General features: G+C 73.0%; 17 protein-coding genes. 5 read left to right on the forward strand and 12 right to left on the reverse strand.

Annotated features, from left to right (window positions below):
* Positions 1-661 precede the first annotated feature (661 nt).
* Positions 662-1687 (forward strand): tryptophan--tRNA ligase, encoded by a 1026-nt coding sequence (trpS, locus tag ABZ923_RS26560; protein ID WP_361476165.1) that lies wholly within the window; start codon positions 662-664, stop codon positions 1685-1687.
* 30 nt (positions 1688-1717) lie between these two features.
* On the opposite strand, the gene proC is transcribed toward trpS, so the two are convergent.
* From proC to ABZ923_RS26590, 6 genes are all read right to left on the reverse strand, one after another.
* Positions 1718-2530 (reverse strand): pyrroline-5-carboxylate reductase, encoded by an 813-nt coding sequence (gene proC, locus ABZ923_RS26565; protein ID WP_361476167.1) that lies wholly within the window; start codon positions 2528-2530, stop codon positions 1718-1720.
* An 89-nt stretch (positions 2531-2619) separates the two neighbouring features.
* Positions 2620-3402 (reverse strand): ABC transporter permease, encoded by a 783-nt coding sequence (locus ABZ923_RS26570; RefSeq protein ID WP_361476169.1) that lies wholly within the window; start codon positions 3400-3402, stop codon positions 2620-2622.
* Positions 3399-4196, reverse strand: coding sequence for an ABC transporter ATP-binding protein (locus tag ABZ923_RS26575; protein WP_361476171.1), 798 nt, complete (start codon positions 4194-4196; stop codon positions 3399-3401). The genes ABZ923_RS26570 and ABZ923_RS26575 overlap by 4 nt, the downstream gene beginning before the upstream one ends.
* 62 nt (positions 4197-4258) lie before the next feature.
* On the reverse strand, positions 4259-5056 hold the full coding sequence (locus ABZ923_RS26580) for a class I SAM-dependent methyltransferase (protein ID WP_361476173.1): 798 nt from the start codon (positions 5054-5056) through the stop codon (positions 4259-4261).
* 52 nt (positions 5057-5108) lie between these two features.
* The gene (locus ABZ923_RS26585) at positions 5109-5651 is read right to left on the reverse strand and encodes an EamA/RhaT family transporter (protein ID WP_361476175.1); all 543 of its coding nucleotides are present in this window, start codon (positions 5649-5651) and stop codon (positions 5109-5111) included.
* A gap of 437 nt (positions 5652-6088) precedes the next feature.
* Positions 6089-6406, reverse strand: a complete 318-nt coding sequence (locus tag ABZ923_RS26590) for an SH3 domain-containing protein (RefSeq protein ID WP_361476177.1) — start codon at positions 6404-6406, stop codon at positions 6089-6091.
* Positions 6407-6557: 151 nt separating this feature from the next.
* On the opposite strand from ABZ923_RS26590, the gene ABZ923_RS26595 reads away from it, so the two are divergent.
* The gene (locus ABZ923_RS26595; RefSeq protein ID WP_361476179.1) at positions 6558-8714 is read left to right on the forward strand and encodes a serine/threonine-protein kinase; all 2157 of its coding nucleotides are present in this window, start codon (positions 6558-6560) and stop codon (positions 8712-8714) included.
* 49 nt (positions 8715-8763) lie between these two features.
* Here the strand turns inward: ABZ923_RS26595 and ilvD are convergent, their stop codons facing one another.
* The 4 genes from ilvD to ABZ923_RS26615 form a co-directional block, all read right to left on the reverse strand.
* Positions 8764-10617, reverse strand: coding sequence for a dihydroxy-acid dehydratase (gene ilvD, locus ABZ923_RS26600; RefSeq protein ID WP_361476181.1), 1854 nt, complete (start codon positions 10615-10617; stop codon positions 8764-8766).
* Positions 10618-10712: 95 nt separating this feature from the next.
* Positions 10713-11348 (reverse strand): TetR family transcriptional regulator, encoded by a 636-nt coding sequence (locus tag ABZ923_RS26605; RefSeq protein ID WP_361476183.1) that lies wholly within the window; start codon positions 11346-11348, stop codon positions 10713-10715.
* Positions 11345-12172, reverse strand: a complete 828-nt coding sequence (locus ABZ923_RS26610; protein WP_361476185.1) for a sugar phosphate isomerase/epimerase — start codon at positions 12170-12172, stop codon at positions 11345-11347. Before ABZ923_RS26610 ends, ABZ923_RS26605 begins: the two co-directional genes overlap by 4 nt.
* A gap of 116 nt (positions 12173-12288) precedes the next feature.
* Complete coding sequence (locus ABZ923_RS26615) at positions 12289-13221, reverse strand: Ppx/GppA phosphatase family protein (RefSeq protein ID WP_361476187.1); 933 nt, start codon at positions 13219-13221, stop codon at positions 12289-12291.
* Positions 13222-13292: 71 nt separating this feature from the next.
* On the opposite strand from ABZ923_RS26615, the gene ABZ923_RS26620 reads away from it, so the two are divergent.
* The gene (locus ABZ923_RS26620) at positions 13293-14132 is read left to right on the forward strand and encodes a hypothetical protein (protein WP_361476189.1); all 840 of its coding nucleotides are present in this window, start codon (positions 13293-13295) and stop codon (positions 14130-14132) included.
* Positions 14133-14171: 39 nt separating this feature from the next.
* Here the strand turns inward: ABZ923_RS26620 and ABZ923_RS26625 are convergent, their stop codons facing one another.
* On the reverse strand, positions 14172-15890 hold the full coding sequence (locus tag ABZ923_RS26625) for a hypothetical protein (RefSeq protein ID WP_361476191.1): 1719 nt from the start codon (positions 15888-15890) through the stop codon (positions 14172-14174).
* Between the two features lie 221 nt (positions 15891-16111).
* Between ABZ923_RS26625 and radA the strand changes: the two genes are divergently transcribed.
* Both radA and disA read left to right on the forward strand, forming a co-directional pair.
* Positions 16112-17521, forward strand: coding sequence for a DNA repair protein RadA (radA, locus tag ABZ923_RS26630; protein WP_361476193.1), 1410 nt, complete (start codon positions 16112-16114; stop codon positions 17519-17521).
* A gap of 80 nt (positions 17522-17601) precedes the next feature.
* Positions 17602-18726 (forward strand): DNA integrity scanning diadenylate cyclase DisA, encoded by a 1125-nt coding sequence (gene disA, locus ABZ923_RS26635; RefSeq protein ID WP_059251644.1) that lies wholly within the window; start codon positions 17602-17604, stop codon positions 18724-18726.
* Between the two features lie 94 nt (positions 18727-18820).
* Here disA and ABZ923_RS26640 read toward each other — a convergent pair whose 3' ends face one another.
* Complete coding sequence (locus tag ABZ923_RS26640; RefSeq protein WP_361476195.1) at positions 18821-19633, reverse strand: hypothetical protein; 813 nt, start codon at positions 19631-19633, stop codon at positions 18821-18823.
* Between the last annotated feature and the right edge of the window lie 45 nt (positions 19634-19678).

The following is a 19678-nucleotide window of genomic DNA, read 5'->3' on the forward strand; positions in this document are numbered from 1 at the left end:
TTCTCAAGGAACGGTCGCTTCCTTTGTACTCACCCTCTCGGGCTTTCCTCCGGGCGCTTCCCTTCGGTCTTGCGTTTCCGACTCTATCAGATCTTCACTCGATCCGATTTCCTCGGTGCTTTCCAGGTTCCCGCTCTCGCGTTTCCCTTTCCGGCGGTTCCGACTCTATCAGATCCTTTCGGCGTCTGATCCCCGGTCAGCGGGGTTTGTCTTCCCGGCTGTTGGGCCGTTCCGACGAGTGAGACTTTAGCGGATTCCTGGCTCCCGAGCTAATCGGGGGCCGGCGTCCTTTCGAACGTGGATTCCTCATTTCGCAAATACGCACGCCAAAGCAGTCGGCGCCGGAGCGTCGAATGAGTGGGTGGTGCTTGCGGAATGGCTGTCCGGGGACCGACCGGAGTCGGCGCTCACGTCGGACAACTCGGAGAACACTACGGAGCGGCGCGGGGTGTGTCAACTCGCTCCCCAGGAGCACCCCGGAGGCGTACTGTGGAGGCCATGATGACGCGTACGTGTAGCCAGCTCTGGTGGGCCGCCTGACGGCGGCCGTACGCACGTATGCACTCAACGGCCGCCGCTTCGGCGGCCGTTCTCGTATCTCCCTCCGGGTCTCGGGGGCCGGCCGCAGGGGCGGCGGTCCCGACCAGAAGGTGGAGTGGAGATGACTCGGGTCTTCAGCGGGATTCAGCCGACCGGGCACCTGACCCTGGGCAACTACCTGGGAGCCATGCGGCGCTGGGCAGAGGTGGACCAGCACCGGGCCGACTCGCTGTTCTGCGTGGTGGACCTGCACGCGCTGACCATGGACCACGATCCCGCGCGGGTGCGCAGGCTCAGCCGGCAGACGACCACGCTGCTGCTGGCGGCGGGGCTCGACCCCGAGGTGTGCACCGTGTTCCTGCAGAGCCACGTCGACGAGCACACGCGGCTGTCGTACCTGCTGGAGTGCGTGGCGACCGACGGGGAGATGCGGCGGATGATCCAGTACAAGGAGAAGGCCGCGAAGGAACGGGACCGCGGCGGGAGCGTGCGGCTGTCGCTGCTGACGTATCCGGTCCTGATGGCGGCGGACATCCTGGCGTACGGCACGGACGAGGTGCCGGTGGGTGAGGACCAGTTGCAGCACGTGGAGCTGGCCCGGGATGTCGCGGCGCGGTTCAACCAGCGGTACGGGCACACGTTCGTGGTGCCGAGGACGACGCTGCCGCAGGTGGCGGCGCGGGTGATGAACCTGCAGGACCCGACGCGGAAGATGGGGAAGTCGGACGACTCGGGGGCGGGGGTCGTCTATCTGCTGGACGAGCCGGACGTGGTGCGCAAGAAGGTGCTGCGGGCGGTGACCGACAGCGGGCGGGAGGTCGTCTACGACCGGGCGGAGCGGCCGGGGGTCGCGAATCTGCTCGACATTCTCGCTGCGTGCACGGGCGGGAACCCTGAGTCACTGGCGGACGTTTACGACTCGTACGGCTCTTTGAAGAAGGACACCGCGGAGGCGGTGGTGGAGGTGCTGCGGCCGGTGCAGGCCAGGCACCGGGAGCTGTGCGCCGATCCGGTGTACGTGGAGGGGGTGCTGCGGGATGGTGCGGAGAAGGCTCGGGCGTTGGCCAGGCCGACGGTCGATACGGCTTACCGGGCGATCGGGCTGCTGCCGCCCGTGGCGGAGCCTTCGCTGAGCGCCGCGCGTTAGCCGGGCGGCGCTCGGGCGGGGCCGGCCGGGTCAGTCCTTCTTGCCGGAGGCGAGTTCGCGGCTGCGGTCGCGGGCGGCTTCGAGGGCGGCGATCAGGGCGGCTCGCACGCCGTGGTTCTCCAGTTCGCGGATGGCGTTGATCGTGGTGCCGGCCGGGGAGGTGACGTTCTCCCGGAGCTTGACCGGGTGTTCGCCGCTGTCACGGAGCATCACGGCGGCGCCGATCGCGGACTGGACGATGAGGTCGTGGGCCTTGTCGCGGGGCAGGCCGAGCAGGATGCCCGCGTCGGTCATGGCTTCGACCAGGTAGAAGAAGTACGCCGGGCCGGAGCCGGACAGTGCGGTGCAGGCGTCCTGCTGGCTCTCGGGGACGCGGAGGGTCTTGCCGACGCCGCCGAAGATCTCCTCGGCGTGGGCGAGGTGTTCCTCGGTGGCGTGGCTGCCGGCGGAGATGACCGACATGGCCTCGTCGACGAGGGCGGGCGTGTTGGTCATGACACGGACGACGGGGGTGCCCGCTGCCAGGCGCTCCTCGAAGAAGGAGGTGGGGATACCGGCGGCGCCGCTGATGATCAGCCGGTCGGCGGGGACGTGCGGGGCGAGTTCGTCCAGGAGGGTGCCCATGTCCTGCGGCTTGACCGTGAGGATCAGGGTGTCGGCGGTCTTGGCGGCCTCGGTGTTGCCGACCGGGGTGACTCCGTAGCGGGTGCGGAGTTCCTCGGCGCGTTCGGGGCGGCGGGCGGTGACCAGGAGGTCGGCGGGGGACCAGCCGGCCCGGATCATTCCGCTGAGCAGGGCTTCGCCGATCTTGCCGGTGCCGAGGACTGCGACTTTCTGGCTCATGCGGTTCAGTCTGGCACCGGGGTGGGGTGGCGCGGGTCCGCTGTCCGGTGGGCGGAACGGGGCCGGGGGCGGCCGGGGCGGGGTTGTGGCTAGGCCGTGCGCCGTCGGAGCGTCGCCGCTCCCAGGCCCAGGACGAGGACCGCGCAGCCGGCCACGATCAGGACGTCCCTGACGAAGGTCGCGGTGATGTCGCCGTGGTGCAGGACCTCGTTCATGCCGTCGACGGCGTACGACATCGGCAGGACGTCGGAGAGGGCCTCCAGCACGGGGTGCATGTCGGAGCGGGGGGTGAACAGGCCGCAGAGGAGGAGCTGGGGAAAGATCACCGCGGGCATGAACTGGACCGCCTGGAATTCGGAGGCCGCGAAGGCCGAGACGAAGAGGCCGAGGGCCGTGCCGAGCAGGGCGTCGAGGAGGGCGACGAGGAGGAGCAGCCAGGGGGAGCCGGTGACGTCGAGGCCGAGGAGCCAGACCGCGAGTCCGGTGGCGAGGGCGGACTGGACGATGGCGAGGGCGCCGAAGGCCAGGGCGTAGCCGGCGATGAGGTCGGCCTTGCCGAGAGGCATGGCGAGGAGGCGTTCGAGGGTGCCGGAGGTGCGTTCGCGCAGGGTGGCGATGGAGGTGACCAGGAACATCGTGATCAGCGGGAAGACGCCGAGCAGCGAGGCGCCGATGGTGTCGAAGGTGCGGGGGCTCGCGTCGAAGACGTAGCGCAGCAGGATCAGCATCAGGCACGGGATGAGGATCATCAGCGCGATGGTGCGCGGGTCGTGGCGGAGCTGGCGCAGCACCCGGGCCGCGGTGGCGGTGGTGCGGGAGGCGTTGAGCGCGCCGGGGGCGGTGGCGGGGGCCGCCGGGGTCGTCGTACTCATCGGGTGCTCTCCTTCGTGCGGCCCGCGGCGGCCTCGTCGACCAGGTGGAGGAAGGCGGCCTCGATGGTGTCGGTGCCGGTGCGGGTGCGCAGGGCGTCCGGGGTGTCGTCGGCGAGGACCTCGCCCTCGCGCATGAGGAGGAGGCGGTGGCAGCGCTCGGCCTCGTCCATGACGTGGGAGGAGACGAGGAGGGTGGTGCCTCGGGTGGTGGCGAGGTCGTGGAAGAGGTTCCACAGGTCTCGGCGCAGGACGGGGTCGAGGCCGACGGTCGGCTCGTCGAGGACGAGGAGTTCGGGGGTGCCGAGGAGGGCGACGGCCAGGGAGACGCGGCCGCGCTGGCCGCCGGAGAGGTTGCCGGCCAGGGCGTCGGCGTGGCGGGTGAGGTCGACGTCGGCGATGGCCCGGGTGACGTGCTGGTGGCGGCGTTCGGCGGCGGCTCGGCCGGGGTCGAGGATCGCGGCGAAGTAGTCGAGGTTCTGCCGGACGGTGAGGTCGTCGTAGACGGAGGGGGCCTGGGTGACGTAGCCGACGCGGCTGCGCAGGGTGGGGTGGCCGGCCGGGTGGCCGAGGACGTTCAGGGTGCCGGTGACCTTGGCCTGGGTGCCGACGATCGAGCGCATGAGGGTGGATTTGCCGCAGCCGGAGGGGCCGAGCAGGCCGGTGATCTGGCCGCGGGGGACGGTGAAGCGGAGGTGGTGCAGGACCGTGCGGGGGCCGCGGACGACGGTGACGTCGTCGGCGTGGACGGCGGGGGTCGGTGACTGGGGTGGTGGGTCCGTCGCATAATTCATCATGCGATGAATAATTGGGTTGGAAAGGTCACGGCGTCAAGGGGGTGGGCGGGTGAGGAGTCGTCTCAGGGGGTGCGCGCGACCAGGAGCAGGACGTCGTACGTCTCCTCGACCGTGCCGTCCGGGAAGACCTCCAGGAGGTGGGCGCGCTCCTCCTCCAGGAAGGCGGCCGTGCGTTCCGCGGGGGTGACGAGGAACGCCGAGTGGCTGCCGATGTTGGCGAGGTGGGTGTCGATCGGGACGCGGCGGCTCCAGCGGACCGTGCGGCGGGCGAAGTCCAGGCGCCCGCTGGGGTCGGCCTGCTGGTCGGGCCGGCCGGGCCTGCTCGCCTCGGCGGCGGCGTCCGCGCCGAGGAAACGGGCGACGCGCCGGCCTGCCTCGGCGATCCACCGGACGTCCCTGGGGGTGGTGTTCCACCACAGGGCCAGCGCACCGCCCGGGCGCAGCACGCGCAGCGCCTCCGGCACCGAGCGGGCCGGGTCGGTCCAGTGCCAGGCCTGGGCGCAGGTGACGAGGTCGGCGTGGGCGTCGGCGACGGGCAGGGCGTTGCCGTCGCCGCGGACGAGGGGGACGCGGGGCAGCGCGCGGCGGAACTCGGCGGCCATGCCCGCGCCGGGTTCCACGGCGAGGACGTCGGCGCTGCGGGCGTGCAGGAGGGCGGTGGCGATACCGGTACCGGCGCCGACGTCCACGGTCCGGGCGCCGGACAGGGGGCGGCCCGTCAGTTCCTCGACGGCGTCGAAGAGGGCGGGTGGATAGGAGGGGCGGTTCGCGGCGTACTGGGCGGCGGCGGAGTCGAACGACCCGGCTCGGGCGGCGTGGAGGGCGCGCGGGTCGGCGGGTGACGGCTGGCTGGCGGTCATGGGGTCCTGTCTACGGCACCGCCACCCGCCTGTCGTACCCGTTTCCGGCCTGCTACCGGCGGCGCTTCTTCCGGGACGGGTTGCCGGTGCGGCGGGTGGTGCGGCGTTCGTGGGCCTCGCGGGCCTTCTCGTACTCCTCGCGGTGCAGCTTCTCGCCGGGCGCCTCGGTGAGGGAGCGGAAGAAGTAGGCGAGGAGGGAGCCGACGAAGCCGATGGCGAGCAGACCGCGCAGGCTGGCCTGGCGCTGCGGGTCGTGGCGCTTGCCGAAGCCCTCCCAGGTGTTGCGGAAGGCGAGCGCGCTGCAGATCGCGAACATGGCGACGACCAGCACGGTCACGAAGGAGCCGGTCTCGGCGATCCGGATGCCCTGGTAGGCGAAGCGCAGCACCAGGCAGGAGACGGCGGCAGCGGCGAGGGAGCCGACGGCGACGCCGGCGCGGCGGGCCGCGTAGCCGTTGTCGTGGTGCACCCAGGACGTGCCGAAGAAGCGCAGGGGTTCGGGGCGGGGGCCGCCGCCCTGGGCCACGCCGTCGCCCTGGCCCGCGCGGCCGGCGGAGTCCGCCGTGGTGTCCGGGGTGCCGGTTTCGTCGCTCACGGGACGATTATGGCTCCGGCGGTCGGTGGGCCCCCGGGCGGGGCGGGCCCCGGCCGAGGCGGGTCCCGGCCGGAGCGGGCCACACATCAGGCCGGACCCCGACCGGAACGAGTCCCGACCGGAGCGGGCCACACATCAGGCCGGACCCCGACCGGAACGAGTCCCGACCGGAACGAGTCCCGACCGGAGCGGGTCCCGACCGGGCCGGACCCCGACCGGCACGCTCACCGACCGGCGCGCTCACCGGCCGACACGAGCCCCGGACTGCGCGCTCACCGGCCGGCACGAGCCCCGGACTGCACGAGCCCCGGACTGCACGAGCCCCGTCCGGCACAAGCCCCGGCCGCCCTGCTCGCCCTCGGGACGGACCCCCACGCAGCCGAAACGGCCCGTCCCGGCGGGGTGACTCCCCGGCGGGGCGGGCCGTCAGGTCGGGTTCAGCCGCAGCGGGAGGCGACGTAGCCGTCGCTGCCCGTGTTGATGTAGGCGTCGGAGACGTACTCGCCGCTGTCGATGAGGTCCCAGATGTTGGTCGTGCCGTAGGTGCCCGACACGGTCGTACCGGGCGTCTGGCAGTAGATCGGCACCCGGACGCCCTCCGGCAGGACGCGGACCAGGTTGTACTGGGTGCCCGGGCCGCTGCGGACGTTCAGCCGGACGCCGGGGGCGACGGCGTAGGTGCGGACGGCTGCCGCCGCCTGTACCGCCGTGCCCTCGCCGATGCCCTCGGTCTCCTGTACGCGGTCGACTGACATGAGTGGTCCTCCCCCGTGTGTCACTGACATTCAGCGCGCGACGCGTGTGCGCGACGCGCACGCAGACGCTAGCAAGCCGCCTCTGTCCCGTACGAGTCATCGACTAGGCTCCGTGCGTCGCGCGCGCGGACGAAGAGCACGGGGGTGGTCCATGTCGCCACAGCGCAACGGTGGAGCGGGCGCGGAAGCGGAACTTCCCGAATACGCCGGTCACTACCGGCTGGAGTCCTGTCTGGGGTCCGGTGGCATGGGGGTCGTCCACCTCGCCCGGAGCACCTCGGGGATGCGCCTCGCGGTGAAGGTCGTACACGCCGAATTCGCCCGGGATCCCGAGTTCAGGGGCCGCTTCCGGCAGGAGGTGGCCGCCGCGCGCAGGGTCAGCGGTGCCTTCACGGCGCCCGTCGTGGATGCCGACCCGGAGGCCGAACGGCCCTGGATGGCCACCTTGTTCATTCCCGGTCCGACCCTCTCCGACCAGGTGAAGCGGAAGGGCCCCATGGCGCCCGAGCAGCTGCGCCGGCTGATGGCGGGGCTCGCCGAGGCGCTGCGGGACATCCACCGCGTCGGGGTCGTGCACCGGGATCTGAAGCCCAGCAACGTGCTGCTCGCCGAGGACGGTCCGAAGGTCATCGACTTCGGCATCTCCCGGCCGAAGGACAGCGAACTGCGCACAGAGACGGGGAAGTTGATCGGCACACCGCCGTTCATGGCGCCCGAGCAGTTCCGGCGCCCCCGTGAGGTGGGTCCGGCCGCCGACATCTTCGCGCTCGGCTCGGTCATGGTGCACGCCTCCACCGGGCGCGGGCCGTTCGACTCCGACAGCCCGTACGTCGTCGCCTACCAGGTGGTCCATGACGAGCCCGATCTGACGGGCGTACCGGAGGGTCTCGCGCCGCTGGTGCTGCGGTGCCTGGCCAAGGAGCCGGCGGACCGGCCCACACCGGACGAGCTGATGCGGGAACTGCGCTCGGTGGCGGCCTCGTACGACACCCAGGCGTTCATACCGGCGCAGCGGACGGGTGAGGACGGGTCCGCACCGGAGTCCGCGCCCGGACCCGCACCGGAAGCCGCGCCGGAGTCCCGGTCCGCGGGCACCTCGCGCCCCCGGCCCGCCGGGCGGCGCCTCGGCCGCGGACGGGTGGCGGCGCTGGCGGCCGGAGGCCTCGGGCTCGCGCTGGCCGGCGCGCTCACCGCGGTGTGGGGGCCGAGCGGAAACGATCAGGCACCCGAGGGCGGGGGCGCGCCGACCCTGACGGCGGCTTCCGGCAGCACGTGGACGGCCCGGCCGGCGGTCGGCGGCGCGGGCATGGCGCACTGCGCGTACGGGGCGGGAAAGGTGCTCTGCGCGCGCCCCGGTGTCGTCTTCGCGCTCTCGCCGGACGACGGCGGGCTGCTGTGGCGGCGCTCGGTCGCCACCCCGTCCACGAGCGGGCCGCCGGCGGTCTCCGGCGGGCTGGTGCAGCCGTACACGGACGGCGGTTCACGGCTCGCGGGGCTCGACCCGGCGACCGGCAGGCAGGTGTGGCAGCGCCGGCTGCCCACGGGGACGACGGTGCGGTACGCCGGCGGTACGGCCCTGCTCGCGGGTGCCGACGGCACGCTCACCGGGGTGGACGGCGCGACCGGCGCCACGCGCTGGCGCAGTGCCGTGCCCGGGCGGGGCGTGCCCGCCTTCGTGGCGTTCCCCGGCGAGTCGGCGGCCTGGGCGACGCGCACGTCCGCCGACGGGACCAGCACCCAGGTGACCTCCGTGGACCCGCAAACCGGCCGGGTGCGGGGGGACGTACGGCTGCGGGGCTGGCTCAAGCCGTTCGCCGCACGGGACGGTTCGGTGTTCTTCCTGGCGGTGGACAGCGCGTACGGCGCCAAGGAGATCGTCCGCTACACCCCCGCGACGGGCGCGACCCGGCGCGTCGCGCTGCCCGCCGTGCTCGACGGCGCGCACGCCACCGTGCACGGGGACGTCGTCTACGTGCTGGCCACCGGCGGCTCCCTGGACGCCGTGGACGTGGCGTCGGGCAGGCACCTGTGGCGCCTGGAGACGTCGGTGAGCCGCGGTTCGGCGCCCGTCGTGCGGGGCGGCCGGGTGTACGTCACCGCGAGCGACGGCCGGCTGCTCGCTGTGGACGCCCGGAGGGGCCGGCTCGTCGGGCAGACACCGGCGCGGCTGGGCGCGAACTCCGCCCGGGTCATGAGCACCCCGCCCGCCCCGGTGCCGGTCGGCGACCGCGTCCTGGCCGCCGCGCCCGACGGCACGGTCTTCGCCGTGGACGGCCTGAAGCCGTCGGGCTGGGGCGCTTCCCGGTGACAGGACGCAGGGGCCGCCCCCGTCACAAGGCGACCCCTGCTGCGACCGGTCAGCCCAGCCGGGACACGTCGCGCACCGCGCCCCTGTCGGCGCTCGTCGCCATCGCCGCGTAGGCGCGCAGGGCGGCGGAGACCTTGCGGTCGCGGTTCTTCGGGGCGTACACGCCGTTCAGGGCCTGGGCGCGGCGGGCCAGTTCGGCCTCGTCGACCAGCAGCTCGATGGTGCGGCCCGGGATGTCGATGCGGATGCGGTCGCCGTCCTGGACCAGGGCGATGGTGCCGCCGGAGGCCGCCTCGGGGGAGGCGTGGCCGATGGACAGGCCCGAGGTGCCGCCGGAGAAGCGGCCGTCGGTGATCAGGGCGCAGGACTTGCCGAGGCCGCGGCCCTTCAGGTACGAGGTCGGGTACAGCATCTCCTGCATGCCGGGGCCGCCCTTGGGGCCCTCGTAGCGGATGACGACGACGTCGCCGTCCTTGACCTCCTGGGTGAGGATCCGCTGGACGGCCTCCTCCTGGGACTCGCAGACGACCGCCGGACCCTCGAAGGTCCAGATCGACTCGTCGACGCCGGCCGTCTTGACCACGCAGCCGTCGACGGCGAGGTTGCCGCGCAGGACCGCCAGGCCGCCGTCCTTGGAGTACGCGTGCTCGGCGGAGCGGATGCAGCCGTTCTCGGCGTCGTCGTCCAGGGACTCCCAGCGCTCGGACTGGGAGAAGGCCTCGGCGGAGCGGACGCAGCCGGGGGCCGCGTGCCACAGCTCGACCGCCTCCGGGGACGGGGAGCCGCCGCGCACGTCCCAGGTCTTCAGCCAGTCGGAGAGGGAGGGGCTGTGCACGGCGTGCACGTCCTCGTTGAGCAGGCCGGCGCGGTGCAGTTCGCCGAGGAGGGCGGGGATGCCGCCGGCGCGGTGCACGTCCTCCATGTAGTACGTGCGGTTCTTGGCGACGTTGGGCGCCACCTTCGCCAGGCAGGGCACGCGGCGGGAGACGGCGTCGATCTCGTCCAGGCCGAACGGGACGCCGGCCTCCTGGGCGGCGGCCAGCAGGTGCAGGATCGTGTTGGTGGAGCCGCCCATCGCGATGTCCAGGGCCATGGCGTTCTCGAAGGCCTGGAAGGTGGCGATGTTGCGGGGCAGGACGGTGTCGTCGTCCTGCTCGTAGTAGCGGCGGGTGAGGTCCATGACCGTGCGCGCCGCGTTCTCGTACAGGGCGCGGCGGGCGGTGTGGGTGGCGAGGACCGAGCCGTTGCCGGGCAGGGACAGGCCGATGGCCTCGGTCAGGCAGTTCATCGAGTTGGCGGTGAACATGCCGGAACAGCTGCCGCAGGTCGGGCAGGCGTTCTCCTCGATCCGGAGGATGTCCTCGTCGGAGATCTTGTCGTTGACGGCGTCGGAGATCGCGTCGACCAGGTCGAGGGTGCGGACCGTGCCGTCCACGAGGGTGGCGCGGCCGGACTCCATGGGGCCGCCGGAGACGAACACCGTCGGGATGTTCAGGCGCAGGGCCGCCATGAGCATGCCCGGGGTGATCTTGTCGCAGTTGGAGATGCAGACCAGGGCGTCGGCGCAGTGCGCCTCGACCATGTACTCGACCGAGTCCGCGATCAGGTCGCGGGAGGGCAGGGAGTACAGCATGCCGCCGTGTCCCATGGCGATGCCGTCGTCGACGGCGATCGTGTTGAACTCGCGCGGGATGCCGCCCGCCTCCCTGATCGCCTCGCTGACGATCCGGCCGACCGGCTGGAGGTGGGTGTGGCCCGGCACGAACTCGGTGAAGGAGTTCGCGACCGCGATGATCGGCTTCCGGCCGATGTCCGCACCGGGTACACCGGAGGCGCGCATAAGGGCGCGGGCGCCCGCCATGTTGCGGCCGTGGGTGACTGTGCGGGACCTCAGCTCGGGCATCGTCGCTCGCTCCTTCAGACGGATGTGGCTGCTATCGAGCGTACGCCGGTCATCCAGTGGGCGGGACAAGGTGTCCGAATTGCGGGACGCCCGTTTCACGGAGCCGTCAGGTGCCCCTGTACGACGGGGGCCACCCGGGCGATGATCTGCTCCAGGTCCGCCGACGCCAGCGGCTCCACCTTGATCACGTACCGCAGCATGGCGCACCCCACGAGCTGGGCGGCCGCCAGCTCGGCCCGCAGCTCGGCGTCCGGCAGGTCCAGCTGGGCGGCGATGCGGCGCAGCAGCTGGGCGGCGACCAGGCGGCGGAAGACGGCGGCGGCCGTGTCGTTGTTGACGGCCGAGCGCACGATCGCCAGCAGCGGGGTACGGGTCGTGGGGTTCTCCCAGATGCCGAAGATGAACCGGGTCAGCCGCTCGCCGACGCCGTCCAGGGGGCCCTCGGCGGCCGCGTCCGGCGCGTTCAGCGCGGGCGCGAAGGCGACCTCGATGGCCGCCTCGAAGACCTGTTCCTTGGTGCCGAAGTAGTGGTGGACGAGCGCGGAGTCCACACCGGCCGCCTTGGCGATGCCGCGTACGGACGTCTTCTCGTACCCGCGTGCGGAGAACTCCTCGCGGGCGGCGGTGAGGATGCGGTCCCGGGTGCCGGCGGACTCGGTGCGCGGGGGGCGGCCGCGGCGGCGGGCGGGGGGCTCGGGCGAGGGGTCGTTCGCCGGCGGGGTGCCGGTCACCGGCGGGACACCCGCACGGCCGCCGCGGTCAGGTGCTTGCGCGTGAACTCCAGGGCCTCGGCGAGGTCGGCCTCGCGCTCGGCGCCGGACATCGCCCGCCGGGTGTTGACCTCGATCACGACATGGCCGTCGAAGCCGGTGTGCACCAGGCGCTCCAGCAGCTCGGCGCAGGGCTGGGTGCCGCGGCCGGGGACCAGGTGCTCGTCCTTGGCCGAGCCCCGGCCGTCGGCGAGGTGGACGTGCCCGAGCCGGTCCCCCATGCGGTCGACCATGTCCAGGGCGTCGCTGCGGGCCGTCGCCGTGTGGCTGAGGTCGATCGTGAAGTGCCGGTAGTCGTCGCGGGTGACGTCCCAGTCGGGGGCGTAGGCGAGCATCTCGCGGTCGCGGTAGCGCCAGGGGTACATGTTCTCGACGGCGAACCGGACGTCCGTCTCGTTCGCCATCCGCCAGATCCCGTCGACGAAGTCCCGGGCGTACTGCCGCTGCCAGCGGAACGGCGGGTGGACGACGACGGTGGAGGCGCCCAGCTTCTCGGCCGCCGCCCGGGCGCGCTGGAGCTTCACCCAGGGGTCGGTGGACCAGACGCGCTGGGTGATCAGCAGGCAGGGGGCGTGGACGGCCAGGATCGGGACGCCGTGGTAGTCCGACAGGCGGCGCAGCGCCTCGATGTCCTGGCTGACCGGGTCGGTCCAGACCATGACCTCGACGCCGTCGTAACCGAGGCGCGCGGCGATCTCGAAGGCCGTCGCCGTCGACTCCGGGTAGACGGAGGCGGTCGACAGCGCGATACGCACGTCCGTTGGTTCAGCCACGTCCGTCACCATACGGCGTTGAGCGGTGAGGGTGTTGGGTGCCTATTCGCCGTTGTGAGGTTTGCCATGCGGGCGGGCGCGGGTGCGTGGTGGTCGATCGCGCCGTTCCCCGCGCCCCTTTCGGGGCGCTAATCGCTTCCCATGTGATCCAGCCGCCGCAGGATCACGCCCTCCCTCAGGGCCCAGGGGCATATCTCCAGGCTTTCCACACCGAACAGGTCCATCGCGCCCTCGGCCACCAGGGCGCCGGCGAGGAGCTGGGCGGCCCTGCCGTCCGAGACGCCGGGGAGTTCGGCACGCTGGTCGGTCGTCATGCCGGCCAGGCGCGGGACCCAGGCCTCCAGGGACTCGCGCTTGAGTTCGCGCTGGACGTAGAGGCCCTCGGCGCTGCGGGCGGCGCCGGCGATGCGGGCGAGCTGCTTGAAGGTCTTGGAGGTGGCGACCACGTGGTCGGGGGCGCCGATGCGGCTGAACTCGCCGACCGTGCGGGCGATCTCCGTGCGGACGTGCCGGCGCAGGGCGCGGACGTCCTCCGGGGCAGGCGGGTCGCCGGGCAGCCAGCCGGCGGTGAGGCGGCCGGCGCCGAGCGGCAGGGAGACCGCCGCGTCCGGTTCCTCGTCCATGCCGTAGGCGATCTCCAGGGAGCCGCCGCCGATGTCCAGGACCAGCAGCTTTCCGGCGGACCAGCCGAACCAGCGGCGGACGGCGAGGAAGGTGAGCCGGGCCTCCTCCTCGCCGGCGAGCACCTGGAGCCGTACGCCGGTCTCCTCGGCCACGCGCGCGAGGACGTCGTCGGCGTTGGTGGCCTCGCGGACGGCGGAGGTCGCGAACGGCAGCAGGTCCTCGACGCCCTTGTCCTCGGCGGCCTGGAGGGCGTCCTGTACGACGGCGATCAGCTTGTCGATGCCTTCGTCGCCGATGGCACCGCTGTCGTCGAGCAGCTGGGCGAGCCGAAGTTCGACCTTGTGCGAATGCGCGGGCAGCGGGCGCGCGCCGGGGTGGGCGTCCACCACCAGCAGATGCACCGTGTTCGAACCCACGTCCAGGACACCGAGTCTCATGTACGGAACGCTACTGCCAGAACGTCCGTGCTCGGTCCCCGGAGCGGCGCCGGGCCACTTACCCTGGACAGGTGCCAAAGACGAAAAAGGCGAAGGACGGCAAGTCCGACAAGGCGGGCAAAGCTCATAAGGCCGCCAAAGCCCCCAAGGAGGCGAAGATGAGCGACGAGAAGGGGCTCGACTTCGCCCGCGCCTGGGTGGAGTTTCCCGATCCGGCGGACGACGAGCAGGTGTTCCGCTGCGATCTGACATGGCTGACCTCTCGCTGGAACTGCATCTTCGGCAGTGGCTGCCAGGGCATTCAGGCGGGGCGCGCGGACGACGGGTGCTGCACGCTGGGGGCGCACTTCTCCGACGAGGACGACGAGAAGCGGGTCGCCGAGCACGTGGCCCGGCTCACGCCGGAGATCTGGCAGCACCACGGCGAGGGCACGCGCAACGGGTGGGTCTCCGAGGACGGGGACGGCTCCCGGCAGACGCGGCCCTTCCAGGGGTCCTGCATCTTCCAGAACCGGCCGGGGTTCGCCGGCGGGGCGGGCTGCTCGCTGCACATCCTGGCGCTGAAGGAGGGGCGGGAGCCGCTGGAGACCAAGCCGGACGTGTGCTGGCAACTGCCGATCCGGCGGACGTACGACTGGATCGACCGGCCCGACGACACCCGCGTACTGCAGGTGTCCATCGGGGAGTACGACCGCCGGGGCTGGGGACCGGGCGGCCACGACCTGCACTGGTGGTGCACGTCGGCGACGTCGGCACACGGCGCGGGTGAGCCGGTGTACGTCTCCTACCGGGCCGAGCTGACGGAACTGATGGGCAAGGCCGGCTACGACCGCCTGGTCGAGCTCTGCGAACAGCGCCTGGCGTCCCAGCTCCCCCTCGTCGCCCCGCACCCGGCCGACCCCGCACCCTGACCAGCCCCCGGCCGCCCCGCGCTCCCTGGTGAGCAGGGCCTACGTGTCCGACGGGCTCGGGGTGTCGGTGGCGGTCGGGGTCGGGGTGGGGGACTCGGAGTCCGTGGGGGACGGGGTGCTCGGGAGCGCAGTGGGCTCCGTGGGCGGCGGGGACTGGGTCGTCGGGGGGTCCGTGGGGGGTGTGCTCGGCGGGGCCGACGGGGGTGGGGAGGTCGGTCGGGAGGTGGGGCGGGCGGGGGCCGTGCCGTAGCCGTCGATGCTGACCACCGCGCCCGCCGGGGCCACCGCCACCCGTGCGTGCCAGTGGCCGGACGGCTCGCGCAGATGGTCGACGTACACCTTGACCGTCAACGTCTGCCCGGGCTGGAGGGTTCCCGAGGACTGGCTGAAGTACAGCCAGGCGGCCGGTGTGGACGCCGACCAGCGGACCTCGGCCGCCCCGGACGCCGTGAGGGTGATCAGCGTGGTGTCGCCGTCGCTGCCGGCGCCGACGGCCAGCTGCCCGGCCCCCTGCCCGCCCCTCCCGCCGACGCTGACGACCTCCACCGAGACGTCCGCCTTGCCGTCCTTGCCGATCCGGGCGCCCGGCTTCACGCTGGCGTTCCCCGCGTTCTCGTAGCCCCCGGCCGTATCGCCGCCCAGCGCGTCGGGTCCCTGCGCCTCGCGCGCGGTCGCGGCGTGGCCGTCGTCCCCGGCCGGCCCGCCCCGGTAGGCGGCCCACAGCGCGAGCACCGGCGCGGCGACCACCGTGGCGACCACCGTGGTCGTGACGGCCCGCGCGCGGATCCGGTCGCGGCGGGCCGCGCGGTCCTTAGGGTCCATCGGGAAGCCGCGCCGGTCGAAGCGGGGCACGGCCACGCCCCGCGCGCGCGGGTGGTGGGCCAGGGCCATGTGCAGCTCCGCGCGCGGGGCCTCCAGGACGGGCAGCTCGGCGGGGGTGACCGTGGCGCCGGGCCAGTGCCCGGAGACGGCGCGCTCGGCGGTGCGCCGGCAGCGCGGGCAGTCGTCGACGTGCCGGACCAGCTCGCGGCGCAGGGCCGTGCTGAGGACCAGCCGGCTGTCGCCGGTGAGGTGGGCCACGCTCGGACAGCCGCCGGTGTGGACCACGGCGAGGGCCGCGCGGGTGCGTTCCACCTCGCAGGCGGCGGAGGCGAGCAGCTCGCGCGCGGCGGCGGGTTCCATACCGAGGACGGCGGCGACCTCGTGGGCGGCGAGGTGGTGCCGTACGGCGAGCTCCAGCGCCTCGCGCTGCTCGGGCGTCGTACCGGCGGCCTCCGGCCAGGCCAGCAGGGCGAGTTCGCGGCGCCGCTCCTCCTGGACGTCCGGCGCGACGGGCGGGTCCGGGACCGCCTTCCCGGCCGCGCCGCGGCCCGCCGCGTGCGTGGCCTGACGTTTCTGCTTGGCCTCGGCCAGTTTCCGCAGACAGGCCCAGCGGGCCAGCGCGTACAGCCAGGCCCTGCGGTCCGCGGCGGCCACCGGGACCCGGTGGGCACGCCGCTCGGCCAGGGCGAGGACGTCACCGAGCGCGGCGGTGGCCGTGTCGTGGTCGCACAGGACCGACAGGCAGTAGGTGAACAGGCCGTCCAGGTACGCCTCGTAGCGCGCCGGCGTGCGCTGGGCGACGGTGCGCGCGGCGGCACGGTCGCGTGCCTCCCGCTCCGCGCGCCGCGCTTCCCGCGCTTCACGTGTCTCACGGGCCTCGCGGTGCGCCCGGTGCGCGCCGGCCGTGCGGGTCGTGGTCTCCGGACTGCTGCTCATCACCCGTGCGACCGTAGGCGGCTGCGGAGTGCCCGTTCTGGAACCTTGAGCACTTTTAATCCATACGGGTGAAACGATCCCTCATAAGGGGACAGGAACCCTTTATTCCGCGGCTGGATGCCGGTGCGCGCCGGCCGATTACGGATCACTCGTCCGTGCTCCCCGGCCCCGCGCACCCGGCTCCCGGCCGCGTTGTCGGTGCCGCGGGCTACGGTTTCCGCATGGCTGCCCGTACGAAGACCACCAAGGACCGCCCGTCCTACCGCTGCACCGAGTGCGGCTGGCAGACGGCCAAGTGGCTCGGCCGCTGCCCGGAGTGCCAGGCCTGGGGCACGATCGAGGAGTACGGCGCGCCCGCGGTCCGTACGACGGCTCCGGGCCGCGTCTCCGCCTCCGCGCTGCCCATCGGGCAGGTCGACGGCCGGCAGGCCACCGCCCGCACGACCGGCGTGCCCGAGCTGGACCGGGTGCTCGGCGGCGGCCTCGTACCGGGCGCGGTCGTCCTGCTCGCGGGCGAGCCGGGCGTCGGCAAGTCCACCCTGCTGCTGGACGTGGCGGCCAAGTCGGCCAGTGCCGAACACCGCACCCTCTATGTGACCGGTGAGGAGTCGGCGAGCCAGGTGCGGCTGCGCGCCGACCGCATCGGCGCCCTCGACGACCACCTGTACCTGGCCGCCGAGACCGACCTGTCCGCGGTCCTGGGCCACCTGGACGAGGTGAAGCCGTCCCTGCTGATCCTGGACTCGGTGCAGACGGTCGCCTCCCCGGAGATCGAGGGCGCGCCCGGCGGCATGGCCCAGGTGCGGGAGGTGGCGGGCGCTTTGATCCGGGCCTCGAAGGAGCGCGGCATGTCCACCCTCCTGGTGGGCCACGTCACCAAGGACGGCGCGATCGCCGGTCCCCGCCTCCTGGAGCACCTGGTCGACGTCGTCCTGCACTTCGAGGGCGACCGGCACGCGCGCCTGCGCCTGGTGCGCGGCGTGAAGAACCGCTACGGGGCGACGGACGAGGTCGGCTGCTTCGAGCTGCACGACGAGGGCATCACGGGCCTCGCCGACCCCAGCGGCCTGTTCCTGACCCGGCGCGCCGAGCCGGTCCCGGGCACGTGCCTGACCGTCACCCTGGAGGGCCGCCGTCCGCTGGTGGCCGAGGTGCAGGCGCTGACCGTCGACTCCCAGATCCCCTCCCCGCGCCGGACCACGTCCGGTCTGGAGACCTCCCGCGTCTCGATGATGCTGGCCGTCCTGGAGCAGCGCGGCAGGATCAGCGCGCTCGGCAAACGGGACATCTACTCGGCGACGGTCGGCGGCGTGAAGCTGTCGGAGCCGGCCGCCGACCTCGCCATCGCGCTCGCGCTCGCCTCCGCCGCCAGCGACACCCCGCTGCCGAAGAACCTGGTGGCGATCGGCGAGGTGGGGCTCGCGGGCGAGGTCAGACGGGTCACGGGCGTGCAGCGCAGGCTGGCCGAGGCGCACCGGCTGGGCTTCACACACGCGCTCGTGCCGACCGATCCGGGGAAGGTGCCGGCCGGCATGAAGGTCCTGGAAGTCGCCGACATGGGGGACGCGCTCCGGGTCCTGCCGCGCGCCCGTCGCCGAGAGGCCCCACGGGAGGCGGAGGAGCGCCGGTAGACTTTGCCCTGGTCTCGCCCGTCCGTACGAACCGAGTGCGGGGACGGGGGCGCGTCAGAACCTGCGACCGGAGGAGTGCAGTGGCAGCCAACGACCGGGCAGCAGCTCCCGGAAAGTCCGGAGGGAGTGCCGGTTCCGATGGCCTGATGCGCGCCTCGCTGAGCGCCGTGGCACCTGGTACGGCCCTGCGCGACGGCCTGGAGCGGGTCCTGCGCGGCAACACCGGCGGGCTCATCGTGCTCGGCTCCGACAAGACGGTCGAGGCGATGTGCACGGGCGGTTTCGTGCTGGACGTGGAGTTCACCGCCACCCGGCTGCGGGAGCTGTGCAAGCTGGACGGCGGCATCGTGCTGTCGTCGGACCTGTCGAAGATCCTGCGCGCGGGTGTGCAGCTGGTGCCGGACCCGACGATCCCCACGGAGGAGACGGGCACGCGGCACCGCACGGCGGACCGGGTCTCGAAGCAGGTCGGCTTCCCGGTCGTCTCGGTCTCCCAGTCGATGCGGCTGATCGCCCTGTACGTCGACGGTCAGCGCCGCGTCCTGGAGGACTCGGCGGCGATCCTCTCCCGCGCGAACCAGGCGCTGGCCACCCTGGAGCGGTACAAGCTCCGGCTGGACGAGGTCGCGGGCACGCTGTCGGCACTGGAGATCGAGGACCTGGTGACGGTCCGGGACGTGTCGGCGGTCGCCCAGCGGCTGGAGATGGTCCGCCGCATCGCCACCGAAATCGCCGAGTACGTGGTCGAACTGGGCACGGACGGCCGGCTTCTCGCCCTCCAGCTGGAGGAGTTGATCGCCGGCGTCGAGCCCGACCGCGAGCTGGTCGTCCGGGACTACGTTCCGGAGCCGACGGCCAAGCGGTCCCGCACGGTCGACGAGGCGCTGGCCGAGCTGGACGCGCTGACCCACGCGGAGCTCCTCGAACTCGGCACGGTGGCGCGGGCGCTGGGCTACACCGGGTCCCCCGAGACCCTCGACTCGGCCGTGTCCCCGCGGGGCTTCCGGCTGCTGGCCAAGGTGCCGCGCCTGCCGGGTGCCATCATCGACCGGCTGGTGGAGCACTTCGGGGGCCTGCAGAAGCTGCTCGCCGCGAGCGTCGACGACCTGCAGACCGTGGACGGGGTCGGCGAGGCCCGGGCGCGGAGCGTGCGGGAGGGACTGTCCCGGCTGGCCGAGTCCTCGATCCTCGAGCGCTACGTCTGAGGTTCGCCGGGCGCCTTGGCGCTCGGTCCCGATGCGGTAGGGCGGCCGCGGGTGCGTCGTGGTTTCTCGCGCAGTTCCCCGCGCCGCCCCGGCCTCAGTCGGCCGACAGCACGAACGAGGCCTGCGCCTTGCTGAATCCCGGGGTCTTGGCCTCCAGCAGGTACGTGCCCGGCTTCGCCGAACCCCCGGAGGGCGTCGCGCAGTGGGCCGCGCTCGGCTTGCGGTCCCACTTCACGGTGTACGCGATGCTCTGGCCGGCCGGGACCCGGAACACCAGGCTCCCCGCACCCCGGGGGCAGTCGGCCGAGGACCAGAACGTGTCGTCGCCGTCCGCCGGCGTGATGGTCAACACCGCGTTCTTCGGGCCGAGATCGACCTTGCAGTCGGCCGACGAGGCGTTCTTCGCGGTGAGTTCGAAGGTCGGCGTCTGGTCCGGCGAGTAGGAGTTGTGCACGCTGCGCAGGTCCAACGCGACCGCGCCGGAGGTGCAGTCGGGCAGCGAGGAGGACGCCGGGAGCGCGTCGCCCGCACTGACGTCGCCGCCCACGGCAGCCGTACCCGAGCCGCCGCCGGAACCGGAGGACCCGTCGGTCGAGCCGTCCGAGCCGTCCGCGCCGCCGGAGGCGGAACCGGAGCCGCCGCCGCTGGAGTCGCCGCCGCTCGACTCCTCGCGGCCGCCGGGGTGTTGGCTGATCGCGGAACCGGACGGGGTCGGACCGGGCGTGATGGTGTGGGTGGGATTCTTGCCGTCGGCCCCGTCGGAGCTCTTCTTGCCGCCCCCGCCGCCGGCGAGGAGGATCCACGTGACCACCAGCGCCAACAGGGCGACCACGGACAGCAGTACGACCCTCCGACGCCAGTAGATGGAGGAGGGAAGCGGCCCGACCGGATTGCGCAGAGATCCCACGGCGCAAACTGTACGAGAGATCGTCGCGCTGGCTTGCGTCACCCG

Source organism: Streptomyces sp. NPDC046881 (assembly GCF_040645015.1).
GTDB lineage: Bacteria > Actinomycetota > Actinomycetes > Streptomycetales > Streptomycetaceae > Streptomyces.

Bases quoted from the DNA above. Each gene is read 5' to 3' on its own strand.
- ABZ923_RS26610 (WP_361476185.1), bottom strand. From the start codon at position 12,172: ATGGTGACGGACGTGGCTGAACCAACGGACGTGCGTATCGCGCTGTCG.
- proC (WP_361476167.1), bottom strand. From the start codon at position 2,530: ATGAGCCAGAAAGTCGCAGTCCTCGGCACCGGCAAGATCGGCGAAGCC.
- ABZ923_RS26575 (WP_361476171.1), bottom strand. From the start codon at position 4,196: ATGATGAATTATGCGACGGACCCACCACCCCAGTCACCGACCCCCGCC.
- ABZ923_RS26570 (WP_361476169.1), bottom strand. From the start codon at position 3,402: ATGAGTACGACGACCCCGGCGGCCCCCGCCACCGCCCCCGGCGCGCTC.
- ABZ923_RS26595 (WP_361476179.1), top strand. From the start codon at position 6,558: ATGTCGCCACAGCGCAACGGTGGAGCGGGCGCGGAAGCGGAACTTCCC.
- ABZ923_RS26580 (WP_361476173.1), bottom strand. From the start codon at position 5,056: ATGACCGCCAGCCAGCCGTCACCCGCCGACCCGCGCGCCCTCCACGCC.
- ABZ923_RS26615 (WP_361476187.1), bottom strand. From the start codon at position 13,221: ATGAGACTCGGTGTCCTGGACGTGGGTTCGAACACGGTGCATCTGCTG.
- radA (WP_361476193.1), top strand. From the start codon at position 16,112: ATGGCTGCCCGTACGAAGACCACCAAGGACCGCCCGTCCTACCGCTGC.
- ABZ923_RS26625 (WP_361476191.1), bottom strand. From the start codon at position 15,890: ATGAGCAGCAGTCCGGAGACCACGACCCGCACGGCCGGCGCGCACCGG.
- trpS (WP_361476165.1), top strand. From the start codon at position 662: ATGACTCGGGTCTTCAGCGGGATTCAGCCGACCGGGCACCTGACCCTG.
- ABZ923_RS26590 (WP_361476177.1), bottom strand. From the start codon at position 6,406: ATGTCAGTCGACCGCGTACAGGAGACCGAGGGCATCGGCGAGGGCACG.
- ilvD (WP_361476181.1), bottom strand. From the start codon at position 10,617: ATGCCCGAGCTGAGGTCCCGCACAGTCACCCACGGCCGCAACATGGCG.